Source organism: Micromonospora sp. NPDC048843, assembly GCF_040649965.1.
GTDB classification, from domain to species: domain Bacteria; phylum Actinomycetota; class Actinomycetes; order Mycobacteriales; family Micromonosporaceae; genus Micromonospora; species Micromonospora hortensis.
Genome location: NZ_JBEZGJ010000142.1, coordinates 1 through 18,916 on the forward strand (window position 1 = coordinate 1; position 18,916 = coordinate 18,916).

The following is an 18,916-nucleotide window of genomic DNA, read 5'->3' on the forward strand; positions in this document are numbered from 1 at the left end:
GGTGCTCTACCGGCTGCCGCTCGGTCGCCATGGGGCGCTGCCGCCCGCCGACGCCTTCACCACGATCACCCTGACCGGCGCGTACGAGCAGGTCGCTGTCGGCCCCGCTGACGCCGCTGCCGGCCCCGGTGGTGGCCGCGCCTGGCTGCTGGCCGGGCCGGCGCTGCTGTTGGCCGGGATGGTGGCGCTCTCCCCGGCGCTGGCTCGAACCGGGATGTCGTACCTGGTCGCCGGGGACGGGGTGGCTCGTTCGCCGCTGTTCGGCCTGGCGCCGGTGCCGGTGGCGGTCGCCGGGTTCCTGTGTGCCGCGTTGACCCGGCCGCCCCGTGGGTGGGGCCGGGCGTACGGCCCGGTGGCGCTGCTCGCCGGCGCTGTGCTGTTCGCCCTCGACCGGGGCGACCTGCTCCTGCCGGCCATCCTCCTCGCCGCGGTAGGCCTCGGCGCCTGCCTCGCGTTGACCGACGACACCAGCCAGCCAGCAGCCGATACCGCGAGCGCCGATACCGCTGGTGGCACCAGCGCCCCACGGCGGGGGTACGCGGTCGCCGCCGGGATGCTCGTCTTCGCGCTCGGGGCGGTCGGCTACTACTCGGCCTACGACCTCGGCTACCCCAACGCGGCGGTGCCGGTGGTGGTGGCCGTGCTGATCGCCGCCGTGGCGTTCACCGCCCGCCCCGTCGCCGACCGGCTTCCCGGGCCGTTTCCGCCGCTCCGGGCCGCGGCCGCGGTCACCGCGCTGGCCCTGCTGGCACCGGTGCTCGCCGACGAGGTGCCGGTGGCCAGCAACCGCGACGGCCCACCGGAACGGTTGACGGTGGTGGCGTACAACATCCGGATGGGGTTCGGGCTGGACGGCCGGTTCGACCTGGCCGGCCTCGCCCAGGTCGTCGAACGGCAGCGGCCCGACGTGGTGCTGCTCAGCGAGGTGGACCGGGCGTGGCTGCTCAACGGTGGGCACGACACCCTGGACCTGTTGGCCGACCGGCTCGCCATGCCGTACGTCTTCGGGCCGGCCGCCGACCCGGTCTGGGGTGACGCGGTGCTCAGCCGTTGGCCGGTACGCGATCCGCGGACCCTCCCGCTGGCCGCCGTCGGCGCGCCCACCGGAGCGCAGGCCCTCGCCGTCACTCTGGACCTCGGCGACGGTGTCCGTACCACGGTGGTCAGCACCCACCTGCAACCGCCGCCCGGCAAGGGCCCGGTGGTCCAGGCCCGCGCGGTCGCCGACTTCGCCACCCGGTACGCGGCCGGTCGGCCGCTGGTGGTGGCGGGTGACCTGAACACCGAGCCGGGCGACGAAGCGTTCGCGGAGTTCACCAAGGCCGGCCTGGTCGACGCGTTTGCCGCCGCCCGACCGCTGGCGACCAGCCCGGCGGACGACCCGCGCCAGCAGATCGACCACATCTTCGTCTCGCCCGGCCTGACCCCGAGTGATCCGGTCGCGCCGCGCAGCACCGCCAGCGATCACCTGCCGGTCGCGGTGACAGTGACCCTGCCGCCCCGCTGACCAGGCCGGGCCCGTCGAACGCGGGCCCTACAGGCGATCGGCGGCCAGCAGCCGGTCGGCGGCGAAGGCGAGCAGCCAGCCGCCGCCCTTCGGGGTGGTGAAGTCCTCGTCGGTGCGGCCGGTCAGCCGCTCCAGGGCGCCCGGCAGGACCTTGCCCTGGCTGCACACCGCCGACTGCCCACCGGCGCCGGCCAGCTCCAGCAGCCGGGCGGCGGTGGCGAGGATCTGCTCGTCGCTCTGCTGACCGGGTTGTGGCTCGTCCAGGTCGCCGCAGACCTCGATCGGCAGGTCGAGCAACGCGGCGGCCGGGTCGAGTGTCTGCACGCACCGTCGCGGCGACGCCGACACCAGTCGGGCCGGCCGGATCAGGGCGATCAGCTCGGCCAGCGTGCTCGCCTGGGCCCACCCCTCGGCGTCCAGGGGGCGCCCGACGTCCGGGCCGGACCAGGTGGCCCGCTTCCCGGCGTGCGCGTGCCGGACCAGCGCGACAGTCGCCGTTACCGACGGCAGCGCGGCGAACGCCGCCAACACCTCGGCGTCGTGCGGGTAGCTGACCAACCGGATCGCGTCGTCCACAGCGAGCCAGCGGATGTCGTCCACCTCGGTGTCCGGTTGGAAACCGCCGCTGGCCACAGCGAGCATCGACCAGTAGTCGACCAGCTTGGGTTGCCCCTCGCTGCGGTACCGCACCGACGGCAGCCGCACCTGCGGCACGCCCCGCACGTCGGCCTCCTCGGCCACCTCACGGACCGCCGCGGCCAGCGCGGGCTCGCCCGGCTCCAGCTTGCCCTTCGGCAGCGTCCAGTCGCCGTAACGGGGGCGGTGCACAACGCAGACGCGTACGCCGTCGTCGGTCGGCCGCCAGGCCACCCCGCCCGCCGCCCGAATGCCCGTCACGGCAGCCAACTGGTGCGCTGTCGCCGGGTGGCCCGGTGCCAGGCGGCCGGGAGGAGACCCCGCGTCCGGCGTACCGACTGGCGTTCCCGCTCGGCCAGCCGCCCGGCGGTGACCGCCAGTTCGTGGTCGTCCGGCCGCTCGGCGGCGATCTCCAGCCAGGTGTCGGCCGCCACCGCCGCGTCCTGGTGCTCGCCGAGCACGTCCTGCACCCTGGCCAGTGCGCGGGACAGCCGCCGTGCGCCCTTGCCGACCGTCGGGGCCACCGCGTTTACCGCGTACCGGGTCTGCTTGCCCTCCTTGCGGACGGCGTGCCAGCGCTCGTCCGGCGACTGCGCGTCGAGCCCGCCGACGCCGTCCGGCCCGGTCAACCGCCGCCAGGGGCGGGCCACCAGCGCGGGTAGCGCCTGCGCTGCCGGCGCTGCCGCCCGGCGGGTGAACCGGGGTGCGCGGGCGGCCAGCACCAGGGAGTCCACCAGAGCCAGGTAGCGCGCGGAGCGCAGCATCTCGTCGATGGCGGTGAGCGCCCGCCGCTGCCGTTCGGCGAGCACCTCGTCGAGTCGATCCACAGCGCCCCGGTCGAGCGGGCTCAACGGATCGGCGTCGGCGGTACGGCGCAGCCGCGCGCGCAGCACCTCGGCGTCGCGGGCCGCGCCGAGCACGTCGGCCAACCAGCGCAGCTCGGTGCGCAGCGGTCGGGACCAGGTCCTTCGCAGTAACGGTTTGAAGGTACGCAGATCACTGCGCAGGCGTCGGCAGGCCACCCGCATCTGATGCACCGCAGTGTCGCCACCGGCGGCCGGGGCGCGCAGCCGGACCAGCGGGTCGTGCGCCAACAGCCGGCGAATCTCCTTGCGTAGCGACTCGGTCACCACGTCACCGGCGCTCGGCTCGGCGGTCAGCCCGGCCGGTGCGACCAGGTCCGGATCGGCCTGCGCCGTCTCGCCCAGCGCCCGTACGTGCTTCGGCGTGAACGACCCTCCCTGGGCGCCAGCCTCGCGCAGCACCCCGCCGACCCGGTCGAGCAGCTTCCGGTCGCCGGCCTTCAGCTCCACCTCCACCTCGCGAAACGTGTCGGTGGTGCCGCCGGAATCGTCGAGCACCGTCACCCGGTCGTCCACCACCTCGGCGAGGACGGTGCCGGCCCGGTCACACACCTCGTACGCGTGCCGCGCCGTCCGCACCACAGTCACCGGGGCCAGCGGCGCCCCCCGGTGCAGGACGGTGACCAACTCCACCAGCTCCGGAGGCGGCTGCCCCTTCGGCCCGGGACGGGAGATCTCATGCCGCACGCCCGGCGTCCCGGTCGGTAGTTTCACAGTCCAGGGCAGTTCGTCGCCCTTGCGGTGGCGCAGCGAGGCACCGGCGCGGGCCAGCCGCAGGTCGACAGTGTCGAGATAGCGGGCGACCAGCGTCACCGGTGGTAGCGCCCGGACCCGACCGCCGGCCGGGGCCGTGCCGGCCAGGTCCGGCAGCACATAGGCGTCGTCCACCTCGTACTTCTGCTCCTCCTCGACCATCAGCTCAGCCTATGCGCTGCGCGGTCAGCTGGCCGTGCCACCGACGCGGCGCAGCAGCAGTTCCTGCAGATGGGCCCGGGCGGCGTTGTCACCGCCGGTACGCCGGGTCCAGGTCCCGTCGCCGGCCAGCTCGAACGCGTCCACTTCGGGGCTCATCGCGGCGGCGAGCACGTGGTCCAACTCGGCGCGGGCGATCGGGTCGCTCACCTGCACCAGCGCCTCCACCCGACGGTCCAGGTTGCGGTGCATGAGGTCGGCCGAGCCCATCCAGAACTCGGCCTCACCGTTGTTGCCGAACCGGAAGACCCGGGAGTGTTCCAGGAACCGGCCGAGAATCGAGCGGACCCTGATGTTCTCCGACAGCCCCGGCACTCCCGGGCGCAGCGTGCACATGCCCCGGATGAGCAGGTCGACGTGGACGCCGGCCTGGGAGGCGCGGTACAGCGCGTCGGTCACCCCCTCGTCGACCAGGGAGTTGACCTTGAACTGGACCAGGCCGGGCATGCCCAGGCGGACGTGTGAAATCTCCCGCTCGATCCGTTCGATGAGGCCGCTGCGGATGCCCTGCGGGGCGACCAACAACCGCCGGTACGCGGTCTGCCGGCTGTAGCCGGTGAGCACGTTGAACAGGTCGGTGAGGTCGGCGCCGATCTCCGGGTCGGCGGTGAGCATGCCGAAGTCCTCGTACAGTCGGGCCGTCTTCGGGTGGTAGTTGCCGGTGCCGATGTGGCAGTAGCGACGGATCTGGTTGCCCTCCTGTCGGACCACCAGCGCGGTCTTGCAGTGCGTCTTCAAGCCGACCAGGCCGTACACGACGTGGCAGCCGGCGCGTTCCAGCGTGCGGGCCCAGCCGATGTTTGCCACCTCGTCGAAGCGGGCCTTCACCTCCACCAGCACCACCACCTGCTTGCCGGCGGCGGCCGCGTCGACGAGGGCGTCGACGATCGGTGAGTCGCCGCTGGTCCGGTAGAGGGTCTGCTTGATGGCCAGCACGTTCGGGTCGGCGGCGGCCTGCTCGATGAAGCGCTGCACGCTGGTGGCGAACGAGTGGTACGGGTGGTGCACGAGGATGTCCCCGTCGCGCAGTGTGGAGAAGACGCTGCGCGGCACCTCGCCCTCGGCGAGCCGAGGATGGGTCGCCGGCACGAACGGCGGGTCCTTCAGGTCCGGCCGGTCCGCCTCGCCGTAGACCTGCCACAGCGCGGACAGGTCGAGTAGGCCGGGCACCCGCAGCACGTCCTGGTCGTCCATGTCCAGCTCGCGGACGAGCAACTCCAACATGTGCTCGGAGATGGACGCGGCGACCTCCAGGCGGACCGGGGGACCGAACCGCCGTCGGGCCAACTCCCGTTCCAGGGCCTGGAGCAGATCCTCGTCGCGGTCCTCGTCGACCTCCACCTCGGCGTTGCGGGTGACCCGGAACAGGTGGCACTCGACCACCTGCATGCCGCTGAACAGCTGCCCCAGGTGCACCGAGATCAGGTCCTCCACCGGCAACATCCGGACGCCCGGCTGGTCCCGGTCCACCCGGACGAAGCGGGGGACGTTGTTGGGCACCTTCACCCGGGCGAAAAGCTCCGAACCGCCGTCCGGGTCACGAACCGCCACCGCCAGGTTCAGCGACCGCCCCGAGATGTACGGGAACGGGTGCGCCGGGTCCACAGCGAGCGGGGTCAGCACCGGGAAGATGTGCTCCCGGAAGTAGGTGCGCAGCCGCTCCCGTTCGCCGTCGCCCAGCTCGCCCCAGCGCAGGATGCGGATGCCCTCGTCGGCCAGCTTGGGCAGCACGTCGTCGACGAAGCAGGCGGCGTGCCGAGCGCCCAGCGCGGCGGTCCGCTCGGCGATCAGCTCCAACTGCGTACGCAGGGGCAGCCGGTCGCCGCCGCGCACCGGCAGGCCGGCGGAGAGCCGCCGCTTCAGCCCGGCGATGCGCACCATGTAGAACTCGTCGAGATTGCTGGCGAAGATGGCCAGGAACTTGGCCCGCTCCAGCAGCGGGGTGCCCTGGTCCTCGGCCAGGGTGAGCACCCGGGCGTTGAAGTCGAGCCAGGACAGCTCCCGGTTGAGGAACCGGTCCTCGGGCAGCGGCGGGGCCGCCGGGGGCTCGTCGTCGTCCTCAGGTGCGGCACCGGTCGGCAGGTCGTCCGGCAGGACCTGGTGGACGCCACCGGCGGTCGGGCCGTCCGCCTCGATGGTCGGGGCGGGGTCGATGACCTCGTCCAGCCCGGAGGAGGCGGCACCGGGATCGTCGGCGAGCGTGTCGGCGCGGGCGGCACCGGCACGTTCGGCGCGGGACGGGCGGAAGCGCCCATCGGTGCCGCGCGTACGGGAGCCGTTGCGGAGGTCGGTGGCGGGCGGCTGGGCGGGTTGCTCGCGAGGGGTGCTCACCCGCTCATAATCACCCGATTACGGTTAACGCAAAATGAACTTGGGCTCGCCGGGTCAGATCATCGTCGGCAATGTCACCCGGACAACCTCGCCGTCGGGATCGGTGTCGATGCGGACCCGCTGCCCGAGCCGGAGAAGCCGCAGCCCGGAGGCGTCGAAGGCCCGGGCGGGGAAGCGCATCTCGGTGCCGTCGTCGAGCAGCAGGACGCCGCTGCGCGTCGCCGCGTCGTAGCTGGCCACAGTGCCCTGCATGCTGGCACCGTACACCCGGCGGTTCACCCGGTGGCGCGGGCTCAGCCCACCGGGCGGCTCAGCCTGCGGCGCGGGCGGGGCGACCGACGGCCACCAGTGCGGCAGTGCGCGGCCCCAGCCCGAGCCGGGCGGCGGCGGCCAGGTCCGCGGCGGTGTCCACGTCCCGGCGCAGGCTGGGCCAGTCGCCGTCGAGTGGCAGCGCCCCGCTCGCCGCGTGCGCGACCGCCGAGCCCACGCCGAAACGCGGATCCAGCGGCACACCCGGGCCGGCGGTGAGCAGCACAGTGCCCCCGCCGGGGGCGTCCGGCAGGAACCGGCGTACCCCCTGTCGACCGTTCTGTGCCGCGAGCAGCGCACCGGCCAACTCGGCCGGGCGCAGCGCCGGCACATCCGCGGTGATCCCGGCCACCCACCCGGCGGCGGCAGTGGCCGCCCCGTGCCGGAACGCGGCGTTCAGGCCGGCGTCCGGCTCGTCCGGCAGCACTCGCGCGCCGGCGTCCCGCGCCGCCGCCGCCACCCGGGCGTCGTCGGTCACCACCAGGGCCTCGGCGACCGCCGGGCAGGCCAGCACCGCGCGGAGCGTGTCGGCCGCCAGGGCCAGCGCCAACTCCTCGTGCGGTACGCCGGTCAGCGCGCCCCGCAGCCGGCTCTTCGCCACGGCCAGCCGCTTCACCGGCACCACCACGGCCCACCTCGGCTGAGTCACGTCCGCAATCCTGCCAGCCGGACGCCGGGCCCCTCGCTGGCCGTACCGGGGGCGAGCAGGCATGATTTCCGCTGCGGGCGTCGCGGGCGGGATTTCGCGGCGGGGTCGGGGCGCGAAGAGGAGGCACAGTGGCACGGCGGAGGCTGGGGTTCTGGCAACGGTTCGCCGTGTGGCTGGTGAAGCCGGTGATGACCGTCTGGACCCGGCGTACCTGGCGTGGTCAGGAACATCTCCACGGCGACAGCGGCATGATCATCGTGGCGAACCACATCTCCCACGCCGACCCGCTGGTGTCGGCGCACTTCATCTACGACTCCGGGCGCTGGCCGCAGTACCTGGGCAAGGCCAGCGTGTTCCGGGTGCCGGTGGTCGGCTGGATCCTGCACCGGTGCCGGCAGATCCCGGTCGAACGGGGCAGCGTGGACGCGGTCCGCTCGCTGGACGCACTGGTCGCCGCGCTCGACGAGGGCGGCGCGGTCGTGATCTACCCTGAGGGCACCACCACGCGACAGCCGGAGCTCTGGCCGATGAAGGCCAAGACCGGTGCGGCCCGGCTGGCCCTGGCCACCGGCGCCCCGGTCGTACCGGTGGTGATGTGGGGGCCGGAACGGATCTTCGACCCGCGGACGACCCGTGTCAGCCTGCGCCCCCGGATCCCGGTGACCGTTACCGCCGGGGAGCCGATCGACCTGAGCCGGTGGGCGGACGCCCAGCCGACCCGGGACACCCTCGAGGAGATGACGGACACCATCATGTTGCGGCTGCGGGACATGCTCGCCGAGATCCGTGGCGGTACCCCGCCGCCACTGTGGGAGCGACCGGCCCGGTCCTCCGTCGGCCGCGAGCAGCGGGACGAAGCGGCATGAGCGAGCGAAGCGAGCGAATCGTCTGGCTCAGTTGCCGTGTCGCTCAGGCCGTCGCGAAGCGAAGCGGAGCGGCGGCATGAGCGGTCACGTCGCAGTGCTCGGCGCCGGTTCCTGGGGTACCGCGTTCGCCAAGATCCTCGCGGACGCGGGGCGGGACGTGACGGTGTGGGCCCGCCGGGCGCCGGTCGCCGAGAGCATCCGGACCGAGCGCCGCAATCCGGAGTACCTGCCCGACCTGCTGCTCCCGGCCCGCGTCACCGCCACCGCCGACGCCGCCGAGGCGATCACCGGTGCCGAGGTGGTGGTGCTGGCCGTGCCGTCGCAGACCCTGCGCGGCAACCTCGCCGAGTGGGCCGGGCACCTGCACCCGGATAGCACCCTGGTGTCGCTGATGAAGGGCATCGAGCTGGGCACCACCAAGCGGATGAGCGAGGTCATCGTGGAGACCGCCGGGGTCGCCGCGGATCGGGTGGTAGTCGTGTCCGGCCCGAACCTGGCCCCGGAGATCGCCGCCGAGCAGCCCGCCGCGACAGTGGTCGCCGGGACGAACAGCGCCCGCGCCACGCTCGTCCAGTCGTCGATCCGGACGCCGTACCTGCGCCCCTACACGAACGACGACGTGATCGGCTGTGAGCTGGGCGGGGCGGTCAAGAACGTGATCGCCCTGTCGTACGGCATCGCCACCGCTATGGGTTTCGGCGACAACACCCGAGCCATGCTGATGACCCGTGGGCTGGCCGAGACGGCCCGACTTGGCGTGGCGCTCGGCGCGGACCCGATCACCTTCGCCGGCCTCGCCGGCATGGGCGACCTGGTCGCGTCCTGCTCGTCCCCGCTGGCCCGCAACCGCACCTTCGGCGAGCATCTGGGCCGGGGCGAGACGCTGGAGCAGGCCCAGACCGCCACCCGGCAGACCGCCGAGGGCGTGAAGAGCTGCCTGGCGATCCGCGACCTGGCCCGTGCGCACGGCGTGGAGATGCCGATCACCGAGCACGTCGAGCGGATCTGTCACGAGGGGATGGACCCGCGCCTCGCCGTGGAGACCCTGATGAGCCGCACCGCCAAACCGGAGTCGTACGAGTGACGGACCCGATGAGCGAGTGGGGGGACGGCACCCGCTGCGTCCGTGCCGGCCTGCCCGAGCCCGCACCGGGGGACCCGTTCCTACCCGGGCCGGTCTTCGCCGCGCCGTACCACCTCGACCCGTTCGAGGGTCAGGGCACGTCGCCGAACGGCTACGGCCGCCCCGACAACCCGACCCGCCGGCTGCTGGAGGCGGCGGTGGGCGAGCTGGAGGGCGGTGACTGCCGGGTCTTCTCGACCGGTCAGGCGGCCATCACCGGCCTGCTGCTCACACTGCTGCGGCCGGGGGACACGGTGGTGCTCCCCACCGACGGATACTTCCCGGTCCGGGCGTTCGCCACCGGTGTGCTGGAGGCGATCGGCGTCCGGGTGCTGTTCGCGCCGACCGTCGGGCCGTACCCGTCGTTCGAGGGCGTTCGGCTGGTGCTGGTGGAGACGCCCGCCAACCCGGGCCTCGACGTGGTCGACGTGGCGGCCCTGGCCGAGCGGGCGCACGCGGCCGGCGCGCTGCTCGCCGTGGACAACACCACAGCCACCCCGCTCGGACAGCGTCCGCTGGATCTCGGTGCCGACCTTGTGGTCGCCTCCGGAACGAAGGCGCTCACCGGCCACTCCGACCTGCTGCTGGGCTACCTGGCCAGCCGGTCCACCGAGCTGATCGACGCGGTGACGACCTGGCGTACCACCACCGGGGCGGTTCCGGGCGCGTTCGACGCCTGGCTGGCTCACCGGTCACTGGCCACTCTCGACCTGCGGCTGGCGCGGCAGAGCGCCAACGCCGCCGCTGTCGTGGACCTGCTCGCGGGCCGGTCGGACGTGACCGGCCTGCGGTGGCCGGGGCGGCCGGAGGACCCGGCGTACCGGGTGGCCTCGGCGCAGATGCGCCGGATACCGGGGGTGCTCTCGTTCGACCTGGGCGACGCTGACCGGGTGGGCCGATTCGTCGAGGCCGCCACGCTGGTGGCGGCGGCGACCTCCTTCGGTGGCCTGCACACCACTGCCGACCGGCGGGCGCAGTGGGGCGACGACACCGCTCCCGGCTTCGTCCGGCTCTCCTGCGGCGCTGAGGACACCGCGGACCTGGTGGCCGACATCGCCGCCGCGTTGGATGTGGCGGGGCCGGTCTGACGTCTCCCATGGCGCTCCCTTTCCGCACCGACCGGGCCGCCCTGGTGGGTCGGTTGCGGGCCGCCGGTTGCGTCTACGCCGAGGACGAGGCCGAGCTGCTGCTGGCCGCCGCGCACAGCCCTGCGGCGTTGGCGGACCTGACCGACCGTCGGGTGGCCGGCGAACCGTTGGAGTACCTGCTCGGCTGGGCGGAGTTCTGCGGCCTGCGGATAGCCGTCGACGAGGGCGTCTTCGTGCCCCGGGCCCGGACCGCCCTGCTGGTCGAGGTCGCGGCCGACCTGACCGGCGCGGCGCCGGCCGTGGTCGACCTGTGCTGCGGCTCCGGGGCCACCACCGTCGCGCTGGCACACCGGCTCGCGCCGCGCTGGCTGGCCGCCGCCGACATCGACCCGGCGGCTGTGGCGTGTGCGCGCCGCAACGTCGTCGGGTTGGAGGTCGAGGTGTACGAGGGTGACCTCTTCGCGCCGCTGCCCCGACAGTGGCGGGGCCGGCTGGACCTGGTGGTCGCCAACGCCCCGTACGTGCCGACCGACGCTGTCGCGCTGATGCCGCCGGAGGCGCGACTGCACGAGGCTCCGGTGGCGCTCGACGGCGGCCCGGACGGGCTCTCCGTGTTGCGCCGGGTCGGCGCCGACGCGGCCGGGTGGCTGACCCCCGGCGGCCACCTGGTGGTCGAAGCCGGCACCACCCAGGTCGACACACTCTGCGCCGCGTTCGAGGAAGCCGGCCTGATGCCCACGGTGCACCACGACGAAGACCTGGACGCCACCGCGATAAGCGCCCGCCGCCCCTGACCCGGGTCGATCATGGAGTTGTGGTGCCCGGTAAGCGCCATAACGGGTGTTCCATCCCCCACCACAACTCCTTGATCGACGGTGGCGGAGTGCGGAGCGGTTGGTGCACGCCCGGCTGGGGCTGCCCGGGCATGGCGGGGGAGCGGGGTTGGCACTAGCCTCGGCTCACACTCACGACGGCGGGAGGCGGTTTCGGTGGGCAGCGCAGGGGTGCCGGTGGTCGTCGGGCTGGACAACGGCGGCACCAGCAACAACGCCACAGTGCTGACGGTGGACGGCCGCTTCCTGGTGGACGGGCTGTTGGAGATCCCCAGCGAGGTGCGGGCCGGGCCGGAAGCGGCGATCGAGGCGTTGGCAGTGGCGCTGGACGGCGCACTGGCGCAGACCGGCGTGCCGCGTGACCTGGTCCAGGCGGTCGGGCTGGACACTCCCGGCCCGGCCAGCGCCGAGGGCGTCATCTCGTCGCGGGGCTCCACCAACTTCTCCCAGCCGGCCTGGCGCGGCTTCGACGTGCGAGGGGCGCTGGAGCGACGGCTCGGCCTGCCGGTGATCTACCACAACGACGGCAACGCGGCGGCGCTCTACGCCCACCACGTCCACTTCGGCGCCGACGCGATGAACCGCTCGTCGGTGTCCGCGATCGTCGGCACCGGCCTCGGTGGCGGTGTGGTCGAGAGCGGTCGGGTGATCGCCGGTGCGGCCGGGATGGCGGGGGAGCTGGGCCACGTGCACATTCCGCTGAGCGGGCTGCTCGGCCCGGGTCAGCCGGAGCCCACCTGTGCCTGCGGCTTCACCGGAGACGTCGAGAGCGTCGCCTCGCTGACCGGCATCGAACGCAACCTGCTGCCGTACTGGCTGACCCGGTACCCGGGCCACCCGCTCGCGGCCGAGCCGGTGGCCCGGGCGGCCAAGCTGGTCCGGGGGTACGGCGAGCGCGAGGACGCCCTCGCGCGGGACCTGTTCACCCAGCAGGCGATGGCGTTGGGGCGGCTGTTCACCGTCGCCGCGAACTTCACCGACCCGCACGCGTACTTCGTCGGCGGCGGAGTGGTGGAGGCGGCGCCGGAGTTCCGCGACTGGTTCCTGGCGACGGTCCGGGAGCACACTGTGCTCCGCGAGGAGCAGGCGGCGGTGGCCACCTTCGCCCTGGTACCGGATCGGGACATGGCCGGCGCCCGAGGCGTCGCGATCGCCGCGCTGGAGGCGCTACGCGCCGTTCCGGAGCCCCGCCCGCTGGTTGCCTGAGCCGGCGCGGGCCTCGGCCCGCACCGGCTCGGCACCTGTGGTCAGCGCTGCGGTGGCGCCTGGGCGAAGGCGGCCCAGGCCGCCGTTGGGAACAGCAGAGCCGGGCCGGCCGGGTCCTTGGAGTCGCGCACGGCAACGAGCCGCGGGATCGCGGCCACCTCCACGCAGGCGCCTTCGTCGCCGCTGCGGCTGCTCTTGCGCCAGCGCGCCGCGGCCAAGGCCGCTGTGATCATCGGGGTCATCGGTCCTACCGTCCCTTCAGGACTGACAGGAGCATCTCGCGGCTGTCCGCCGGGCTGAGCGCCACGCTTCGGAGATGCTCCATGATCTTGGTGCAGGTACGCGTCTCGCCGGCGCGGTCGAGGATCATCTGACCCGCAACGGTCTCCACCGACGCGATGATCGGGTCCTCCGGGTCGGCGAACTCGAGGATGTGCAGGGAACCCCGGGTGCCCCGGTGGTAGCCGGCGGAGAGCGGGATCACCTGGACGCTGATGTTCGGCAGCTCGGCCATCTTGACCAGGTGCCGTAGTTGCCCGTTCATCACCGACTGGTCACCGACCGGCCGTAGCAGCGCGCCCTCGTCGATGATCGCGTCGAGGATGGGCGGTTGGTCGGCGGTGAGCCGCTGTTGTCGGTCGAGCCGGATCTTGACCCGCTGCTCCACCAGGTCGTCGCCGAGGGTGTGCGGCCCGCCGCGCATCACGCCACGGATGTAGTCGGCGGTCTGCAACAGGCCGGGCACCACCGAGGGCTCGAAGTTGGCGATGGCTGTCGCCTCGGCCTCCAGCGCGATGAAGTCGATGGTGCGCGGATCCAGCAGGTAGGAGTACGACACCCACCAGCCGGGCTTGCGGGCGTCCTTGGCGAGCTGCACCGCCGCGGCCACCTCCTCGGCACTCACCCCGTACGACGTGAGTAGGGCGCGCACGGTGGCCGGGCTGATCAGGGTCTGGGCGTTCTCGTAGCGGGAGAGGGTGCTGCGGGTGCTGTTGATCTCATCCGCCGCGGTCTCCAGCGTCAGCCCGGCGGCTTCCCGGTGGTGGCGCAGGGCGATGCCGAGCCGGCGGGCGCGGGCGGTCTTCGGAGCCATGCATCGATGGTCGCATACATTTGCGGGAACGTCTGCATGAGAGAACGTCGATGGGAGTTGCATTCACGCCTATACACGTGTCAATCTGTTATCGCGTCCTCACCGCCGGTTGTCGTGGCGACGGTGGTGGTGAGCGACCGGAGGGGATGGGGCGCGCGGCGATCGGGTTTCTCCCCCGTACCCGATCGTCGCGTGCCGCCCCTCCACCCCGGCCTGCCGGAAGGAGACGACGTGCGAACCCGCCCGGAGCCCCCCGCCGTACCCTCGGGCGGAGTGCGATGACCCGCTTCCTCGTGGTGCTCACCGATGTGCGCCCCGTCGAGGGCGTCAACCGCAACGAGCGGGTCGCGCCGGAGCGGCGCCGGCAGGTCGTCGGCGCCAGCAGCCGGGAGGCCGCCGACCGCATCGCCGGAGCTTTCATGGCGCTGGGCATGGTGCGAGCCGGCCGGCAGCGGGTGAAGGTGATCGCCGTCGGCCGCCGGCACTCCCGGGACTGAACAGCCCCAGGTCAGCGGTCCGTGGCACCGCTACCGTCCGATTACACACCGTATATCCTTTCCTGACTGTTTGCCGTGTCGTGCCGTGGCTCGCCGGGTATCGCCTCGCCCCGCGGCCACGCACAGTAAGGTCAACCGGGTGAGCGCCACCGGCGAGCACGACCAGCCGCAGTCGCGTACGAAGAGGTGACCGGAGTGACCACCCCAGGCAAGACCCGCGTGGCGATCGTCTTCGGCGGCCGCAGCCCGGAGCACGGCATCTCCTGCGTCAGCGCCGGCAGCGTGTTCGGCGCACTCGACCCGGACGAGTTCGAGGTGGTCCCGGTGGGCATCACCCGGGCCGGCCAGTGGGTGCTGACCAACGGAGACCCCGCCCAGCTCGCGATCAACGCCCGTCAGCTGCCGGAGATCACCGCCGACTCGGGTGACGACATCGTGCTGCGCGCCGACCCCACCGGCAACGGACTGATGGTGCTCGACCCGACCGAGGGCCCCCGGGCGCTGGCCGACGTGGACGTGGTCTTCCCGGTGCTGCACGGCACCTACGGTGAGGACGGCACCATCCAGGGAATGCTGGAGATGGCCGGCATTCCCTACGTCGGGGCGAACGTGTTCGCCTCCGCGGCCGCCATGGACAAGGAGTTCACCAAGAAGCTCTGTGCCGTCGAGGGCATCCCGGTCGGCACGTACGCAGTGCTGCGCAACGGCATGACGCTCGGCGAGCAGGACAAGGAGCGGCTCGGCCTGCCGGTCTTCGTCAAGCCGTCCCGGGCCGGGTCGTCATTCGGCGTCAGCAAGGTCACCGACTGGGCCGAGCTGGACGCGGCGGTCGCCGCCGCCCGGCAGTTCGACCCGAAGGTCATCATCGAGGCCGCGATCGTCGGCCGCGAGATCGAGTGCGGTGTGCTGGAGGGCGAGGCCGGCGGCACGCCCGAGGCGTCGGTGCTGGCCGAGGTGCGGGTCGTCGCGGACCACGACTTCTACGACTTCGAGGCGAAGTACCTCGACGACTCCTGCGAGTACGACATCCCGGCCAACCTGCCGGAGAAGGTGACCCGCCAGGTGCAGGAGTACGCGGTCCGAGCGTTCACCGCGCTGGACTGCGCCGGTCTGGCCCGGGCCGACTTCTTCGTCACTCCCGAGCTGGACGTCTACCTCAACGAGATCAACACGATGCCCGGCTTCACCCCGACGTCGATGTTCCCGCGGATGTGGGCGGCCTCCGGCCTGGAGTACCCGAAGCTGGTCAACCGGCTGATCCGTACCGCCCAGCGGCGCGGCGTCGGCCTGCACTGAGCCGTCCGAACCCCGCCCGCGCCGGTCAGCCGACGCGGGCGGAGTCGGTTCGGGTTCAGCGCTGGCAACCGGACGGGATCGTGCCGCCGGAGGGCACGCTCGCCACGATCGTGCTGGAGATCGTCGGCAACCACTGCAACGGCTGCTCGTACGAGCGCGGCACGCGCACGGTGATCAGCGTCTCCCGGTCGACAGTGGAGAGGACCGCCGCGTCGGCCTGCTCGGCCAGGTGCCAGCAGACCCGGTTGACGGTCCAGACCTCGTCGGTGCTGGGGAAGGCCGGCTCGGTGCCGCCGCAGGCCACTGTCAGCGCGGGGTCGCCGTAGGCGGCGTTCTGCTCCGGGCCGGCGGTGACCGGTCGCTGGGCCAGGTCGCGGATGCTCGCCGGGAGCTGGGAGAGCAGGGCCCGGCAGACAGTGGCCGGGCGGGCGGCCAGCGCCGGGGCGGCCATCTCCACCGGGGTGGTGGACTGCACCCGAGCGGTGGTCGCGGAGGGGGTCGGCGCGGCGGCCGGCGTGTCCGGGCTGAGCTTGCTGAAGGCCAGCACTGCCACCAGCAGCGTGATCGGCAGCGCGATCAACGTGGCCAGCAGGGCCGCGCCACGCATGGTCCGATCGCGGCCGGCCGGCGCGGCGGCGGCCGGATCGGCCGACTCGCGGTTACCGTCAGCCGGCTCGGACGTCCCGTCGGCCGCGTCGCGCGCCCTGTCGTCGTCCAGAGCCGAGGAGGAGGTCGTCATCTCGTCCACTTACAGCCGCACCACCGAACACGTGAGGGTGCGAGTGATGCCGGGCACCATCTGCACCTTGCTGACGATGAGTTTGCCGAGCTCGTCGACGGTGTTCGCCTCGGTGAGGACGACCACGTCGTACGGCCCGGTGACGGCGTCGACGCGCACCACGCCGGGGATGTCCGCGATGAGACCCGCCACGTCACGTGCGCGGCCGACCTCGGTCTGGATGAGGATGTACGCCTGTACCACGACTCGACCTCCGTCCGTCGCCGCCCGGGAGCGGCCCGAAGGGTGAAAGTACCTTACGGACCAGGTCCGATCCCTATCGGTGGTCAAGGAGCAGCGGTGAGCGAGCACGGCGGAGCCGGGCAGCACGGGCGGAACGCCCGCGGTGGCGTCGGCGTGTCCGGGATCGGGGAGTTCGGGCTGATCGGGAGGATCACCGCCCGGCTGTCGTACGGGCCGACGACACTGCTCGGTCCGGGCGACGACGCGGCGGTGGTGGCCGCGCCGGACGGTCGGGTGGCGGCCTCCACCGACGTGCTGGTCGACGGGCGGCACTTCCGGCGGGACTGGTCCTCGGCCCGCGACGTCGGGCACCGGGCGGCAGCGGCCAACCTGGCGGACATCGCGGCGATGGGTGCCACGCCGACGGCCCTGCTGGTCGCGCTCTGCATGCCGGTGGACCTGGACACCGCCTGGGCGGAGGAGTTGGCCGATGGGCTCTCCGCGGAGGCGGCGACGGTAGGTGCGAGCGTCGTCGGCGGGGACATGTCGGCCAGTCCCACCCTGACCGTCGCCGTCACCGCGCTGGGCGACCTGGCGGGCCGTCCGCCGGTGCTGCGCTCGGGCGCCCGACCGGGGGACGTGCTCGCTCTGGCCGGGCGCACCGGGTTCGCGGCAGCCGGGCTGACCGTGCTGACCCGGGGCTTCCGTACCCCTCGGCTGCTGGTCGAGGCGTACCGCCGGCCGCAGGTGCCCTACCAGGCCGGCCCGCAGGCTGCCCAACTCGGCGCCACCTCCATGATCGACGTGTCGGACGGGCTCCTCGCCGACCTCGGGCACGTCTCGGCGGCCAGCGGGGTGGCGATCGACGTGCGCCGCGACGGGTTCGAGGTGCCCCGGCAGATGGCCGACGCGGCGCAGGCACTCGGCGTCGACCCGTACACCTGGATCCTCGCTGGTGGCGACGATCACGCGCTGGCCGCGACCTTCCCCCCGGCGGTCGTGCTGCCGCCGGACTGGCGGCCGATCGGTCTGGTCACCGACGGTGCCGGCGTGACCGTCGACGGCGCCGCCTACGACGGTCCGGCCGGGTGGGACCACTTCCGGTGAGGCCCGCCCGCGGTCGTACCCTGGACACCGTGAGTGAGATCGAGATCCGGGCGGTGCGGTTCGACGCGCCGGTGGCGCAGCACCTGATCCACGCCGCACTGGCCGACCTCGGTGCCCGTTACGGCGGCACCGGCGACGACACCCCGGTGGACGCGGCCGAGTTCGAGCCGCCCAATGGCGCGTTCCTGGTGGCCTACCTGGCCGGCGAGCCGGTCGGCTGTGGTGGCTGGCGCAGCCACGGCGCGGACAGCGCGGAGCTGAAGCGGATGTACACGGCCCCGGCGGCACGGGGGCGGGGGGTGGCCCGTGCGGTGCTGGCGGCCGTCGAGCGCTCCGCGCGCGAGCACTGGCGCAAGCGAGTGGTCCTGGAATGCGGTGACAAGCAGCCCGAGGCGATCGCCATGTACGGCTCCGCCGGGTACGAGCGGATCCCGAACTTCGGCTTCTACAAGGACGCGGAGGGCTGCGTCTCCTTCGGCCGCACCCTCTGACCTGCGTACCGGCCCCGGCGGCCGGTGTGCGGCGTCTGCCCCGGGAACACGACAGAGCCGGCGGACCCCGAGGGTCCGCCGGCTGAGCCGAACGAAAAGGTTGGGTGCTACCGCGTCAGGCGCGGGTGACCTTGCCGGCCTTGATGCACGAGGTGCAGACCTTCAACTTCTTGGTGTTGCCGCCACCGGCCGGGGTACGCACCGACTGGATGTTCGGGTTCCAGCGGCGGTTGGTCCGCCGGTGCGAGTGGGACACGTTGTGGCCGAAGCCCGGTCCCTTGCCACAGACGTCGCACACGCTAGCCACGGGATACTCCTGGGATTGATACGTTCATGAGGTCGCCGGCAGGTGCTGCCCGGGCAACCTGGTCAGGTTACCCGATGACTCGCCGACCCGGCCAACCGGCCCGGTCCGGCGCTCGCCCGTGCCCCGGCTCACGCCTGGTCGTGGACCTGCCCGCCCAGCGGTGGGCCGGCCCGGCGGCAAGGGTACCGGAGGCGTTCGTCCCCGCCGCGGCCAGCGCCGCCCCGGGCCGGCGAGGACACGCCGGACGAGTCCGACGGGTGTCGGTGCGCGCCAGTAGGCTTCTGCCCGTGCTGGACACCCTCGACGCCGCCGCGGTCCGCCGCTGGTGCGCGAGCGGGCTGGCCGCACTGAAGCGCCACCAGGGCGAGATCGACCAGCTCAACGTCTATCCGGTGCCCGACGGCGACACCGGCACCAACCTGGTGCTCACCCTCACCTCGGCGCAGCAGGCCCTCGCCATGGATCTGGACACGCTCCCCGACAGCGGGCCGACAGCGCACGGGCACGCGCTGCGGCTGATGGCCCAGGGCGCGCTGCTCGGCGCGCGGGGCAATTCCGGGGTCATCCTCTCGCAGATCCTGCGTGGTTTCGCCGACCAGGTCGCCGGGGTGCCGGCGGTGCGTGGCAGGGAGTTGGCCGCCGCGTTGCGCTCCGGCACCGCCGCCGCGTACACGGCGGTCTCCCGGCCGGTCGAGGGCACGGTGCTCACAGTGGTCGCGGCGGCCGCCGCCGCGGCCGAGGGCGCGGACAGCGACGACCTGCCGACGGTGGCCGGCGCCGC

At 73.2% G+C, this 18,916-nt stretch carries 21 protein-coding genes; 11 read left to right on the forward strand and 10 right to left on the reverse strand.

Translation table 11 applies throughout. The features are described from left to right. The coding region (locus tag AB0C20_RS26985) for an endonuclease/exonuclease/phosphatase family protein (RefSeq protein ID WP_357569010.1) at positions 1-1,507 on the forward strand (1,507 nt) is incomplete at its 5' end. A 27-nt stretch (positions 1,508-1,534) separates the two neighbouring features. On the opposite strand, the gene AB0C20_RS26990 is transcribed toward AB0C20_RS26985, so the two are convergent. From AB0C20_RS26990 to cofC, 5 genes are read right to left on the reverse strand one after another with little or no spacing between them, the layout of a single operon-like run. Continuing rightward, positions 1,535-2,413, reverse strand: a complete 879-nt coding sequence (locus AB0C20_RS26990; protein ID WP_357190185.1) for an NUDIX hydrolase — start codon at positions 2,411-2,413, stop codon at positions 1,535-1,537. Further along, a complete protein-coding gene (locus AB0C20_RS26995) occupies positions 2,401-3,921 on the reverse strand; it encodes a CYTH and CHAD domain-containing protein (protein WP_357569011.1) in 1,521 nt (506 codons plus the stop codon). The genes AB0C20_RS26990 and AB0C20_RS26995 overlap by 13 nt, the downstream gene beginning before the upstream one ends. 24 nt (positions 3,922-3,945) lie before the next feature. Next, positions 3,946-6,309, reverse strand: coding sequence for an RNA degradosome polyphosphate kinase (locus AB0C20_RS27000; protein ID WP_357190181.1), 2,364 nt, complete (start codon positions 6,307-6,309; stop codon positions 3,946-3,948). 54 nt (positions 6,310-6,363) lie between these two features. After that, positions 6,364-6,561 carry a hypothetical protein gene (locus tag AB0C20_RS27005; protein ID WP_030335323.1) on the reverse strand — a complete coding sequence of 66 codons (198 nt, stop codon included), beginning with the start codon at positions 6,559-6,561 and terminating at the stop codon, positions 6,364-6,366. A gap of 58 nt (positions 6,562-6,619) precedes the next feature. Continuing rightward, positions 6,620-7,267, reverse strand: coding sequence for a 2-phospho-L-lactate guanylyltransferase (gene cofC, locus AB0C20_RS27010; protein ID WP_357190179.1), 648 nt, complete (start codon positions 7,265-7,267; stop codon positions 6,620-6,622). 128 nt (positions 7,268-7,395) lie between these two features. Here cofC and AB0C20_RS27015 point away from each other — a divergent pair, with 128 nt between their 5' ends. The 5 genes from AB0C20_RS27015 to AB0C20_RS27035 all read left to right on the forward strand — a co-directional run bounded on the left by AB0C20_RS27015 (position 7,396) and on the right by AB0C20_RS27035 (position 12,383). Beyond that, positions 7,396-8,133, forward strand: a complete 738-nt coding sequence (locus AB0C20_RS27015) for a lysophospholipid acyltransferase family protein (protein WP_357190177.1) — start codon at positions 7,396-7,398, stop codon at positions 8,131-8,133. Between the two features lie 76 nt (positions 8,134-8,209). Beyond that, entirely contained in the window at positions 8,210-9,217 is a 1,008-nt protein-coding gene (locus AB0C20_RS27020; protein ID WP_210786417.1) for an NAD(P)H-dependent glycerol-3-phosphate dehydrogenase, read from the forward strand. A gap of 8 nt (positions 9,218-9,225) precedes the next feature. Then, a complete protein-coding gene (locus AB0C20_RS27025) occupies positions 9,226-10,344 on the forward strand; it encodes a cystathionine gamma-lyase (RefSeq protein WP_357569012.1) in 1,119 nt (372 codons plus the stop codon). An 8-nt stretch (positions 10,345-10,352) separates the two neighbouring features. Next, entirely contained in the window at positions 10,353-11,138 is a 786-nt protein-coding gene (locus tag AB0C20_RS27030) for a putative protein N(5)-glutamine methyltransferase (protein ID WP_357569013.1), read from the forward strand. Positions 11,139-11,333: 195 nt separating this feature from the next. Then, entirely contained in the window at positions 11,334-12,383 is a 1,050-nt protein-coding gene (locus AB0C20_RS27035) for an ROK family protein (protein ID WP_357190171.1), read from the forward strand. 41 nt (positions 12,384-12,424) lie between these two features. On the opposite strand, the gene AB0C20_RS27040 is transcribed toward AB0C20_RS27035, so the two are convergent. Then, positions 12,425-12,625, reverse strand: a complete 201-nt coding sequence (locus tag AB0C20_RS27040; protein ID WP_112582016.1) for a DUF397 domain-containing protein — start codon at positions 12,623-12,625, stop codon at positions 12,425-12,427. A 5-nt stretch (positions 12,626-12,630) separates the two neighbouring features. Beyond that, complete coding sequence (locus AB0C20_RS27045; protein ID WP_091393087.1) at positions 12,631-13,476, reverse strand: helix-turn-helix transcriptional regulator; 846 nt, start codon at positions 13,474-13,476, stop codon at positions 12,631-12,633. Positions 13,477-13,754: 278 nt separating this feature from the next. On the opposite strand from AB0C20_RS27045, the gene AB0C20_RS27050 reads away from it, so the two are divergent. Together AB0C20_RS27050 and AB0C20_RS27055 are read left to right on the forward strand one after the other, a co-directional pair. After that, positions 13,755-13,973: a hypothetical protein gene (locus AB0C20_RS27050; protein WP_030335309.1), complete on the forward strand. Its 219-nt coding sequence runs from the start codon at positions 13,755-13,757 to the stop codon at positions 13,971-13,973. A 195-nt stretch (positions 13,974-14,168) separates the two neighbouring features. Continuing rightward, positions 14,169-15,269, forward strand: a complete 1,101-nt coding sequence (locus AB0C20_RS27055; RefSeq protein ID WP_357190165.1) for a D-alanine--D-alanine ligase family protein — start codon at positions 14,169-14,171, stop codon at positions 15,267-15,269. A gap of 55 nt (positions 15,270-15,324) precedes the next feature. Here AB0C20_RS27055 and AB0C20_RS27060 read toward each other — a convergent pair whose 3' ends face one another. Beyond that, the gene (locus AB0C20_RS27060; RefSeq protein WP_357569014.1) at positions 15,325-16,008 is read right to left on the reverse strand and encodes a DUF3515 family protein; all 684 of its coding nucleotides are present in this window, start codon (positions 16,006-16,008) and stop codon (positions 15,325-15,327) included. 9 nt (positions 16,009-16,017) lie between these two features. Beyond that, positions 16,018-16,251: an Lrp/AsnC ligand binding domain-containing protein gene (locus AB0C20_RS27065; protein ID WP_030487446.1), complete on the reverse strand. Its 234-nt coding sequence runs from the start codon at positions 16,249-16,251 to the stop codon at positions 16,018-16,020. Between the two features lie 96 nt (positions 16,252-16,347). Here AB0C20_RS27065 and AB0C20_RS27070 point away from each other — a divergent pair, with 96 nt between their 5' ends. Both AB0C20_RS27070 and AB0C20_RS27075 read left to right on the forward strand, forming a co-directional pair. Then, positions 16,348-17,337, forward strand: a complete 990-nt coding sequence (locus tag AB0C20_RS27070) for a thiamine-phosphate kinase (protein ID WP_357190160.1) — start codon at positions 16,348-16,350, stop codon at positions 17,335-17,337. A gap of 29 nt (positions 17,338-17,366) precedes the next feature. Further along, entirely contained in the window at positions 17,367-17,828 is a 462-nt protein-coding gene (locus AB0C20_RS27075; RefSeq protein WP_357190158.1) for a GNAT family N-acetyltransferase, read from the forward strand. A gap of 115 nt (positions 17,829-17,943) precedes the next feature. Here AB0C20_RS27075 and rpmB read toward each other — a convergent pair whose 3' ends face one another. Continuing rightward, entirely contained in the window at positions 17,944-18,135 is a 192-nt protein-coding gene (rpmB, locus tag AB0C20_RS27080) for a 50S ribosomal protein L28 (protein ID WP_011905179.1), read from the reverse strand. A 287-nt stretch (positions 18,136-18,422) separates the two neighbouring features. Between rpmB and AB0C20_RS27085 the strand changes: the two genes are divergently transcribed. Further along, positions 18,423-18,916, forward strand: a 494-nt coding sequence (locus AB0C20_RS27085) for a DAK2 domain-containing protein (protein ID WP_357569015.1), incomplete at its 3' end; no start/stop codon positions are given.

Bases quoted from the DNA above. Each gene is read 5' to 3' on its own strand.
- AB0C20_RS26995 (WP_357569011.1), bottom strand. From the start codon at position 3,921: ATGGTCGAGGAGGAGCAGAAGTACGAGGTGGACGACGCCTATGTGCTG.
- AB0C20_RS27005 (WP_030335323.1), bottom strand. From the start codon at position 6,561: ATGCAGGGCACTGTGGCCAGCTACGACGCGGCGACGCGCAGCGGCGTC.
- AB0C20_RS27020 (WP_210786417.1), top strand. From the start codon at position 8,210: ATGAGCGGTCACGTCGCAGTGCTCGGCGCCGGTTCCTGGGGTACCGCG.
- AB0C20_RS27025 (WP_357569012.1), top strand. From the start codon at position 9,226: ATGAGCGAGTGGGGGGACGGCACCCGCTGCGTCCGTGCCGGCCTGCCC.
- AB0C20_RS27030 (WP_357569013.1), top strand. From the start codon at position 10,353: ATGGCGCTCCCTTTCCGCACCGACCGGGCCGCCCTGGTGGGTCGGTTG.
- AB0C20_RS27040 (WP_112582016.1), bottom strand. From the start codon at position 12,625: ATGACCCCGATGATCACAGCGGCCTTGGCCGCGGCGCGCTGGCGCAAG.
- AB0C20_RS27045 (WP_091393087.1), bottom strand. From the start codon at position 13,476: ATGGCTCCGAAGACCGCCCGCGCCCGCCGGCTCGGCATCGCCCTGCGC.
- AB0C20_RS27050 (WP_030335309.1), top strand. From the start codon at position 13,755: ATGACCCGCTTCCTCGTGGTGCTCACCGATGTGCGCCCCGTCGAGGGC.
- AB0C20_RS27060 (WP_357569014.1), bottom strand. From the start codon at position 16,008: ATGACGACCTCCTCCTCGGCTCTGGACGACGACAGGGCGCGCGACGCG.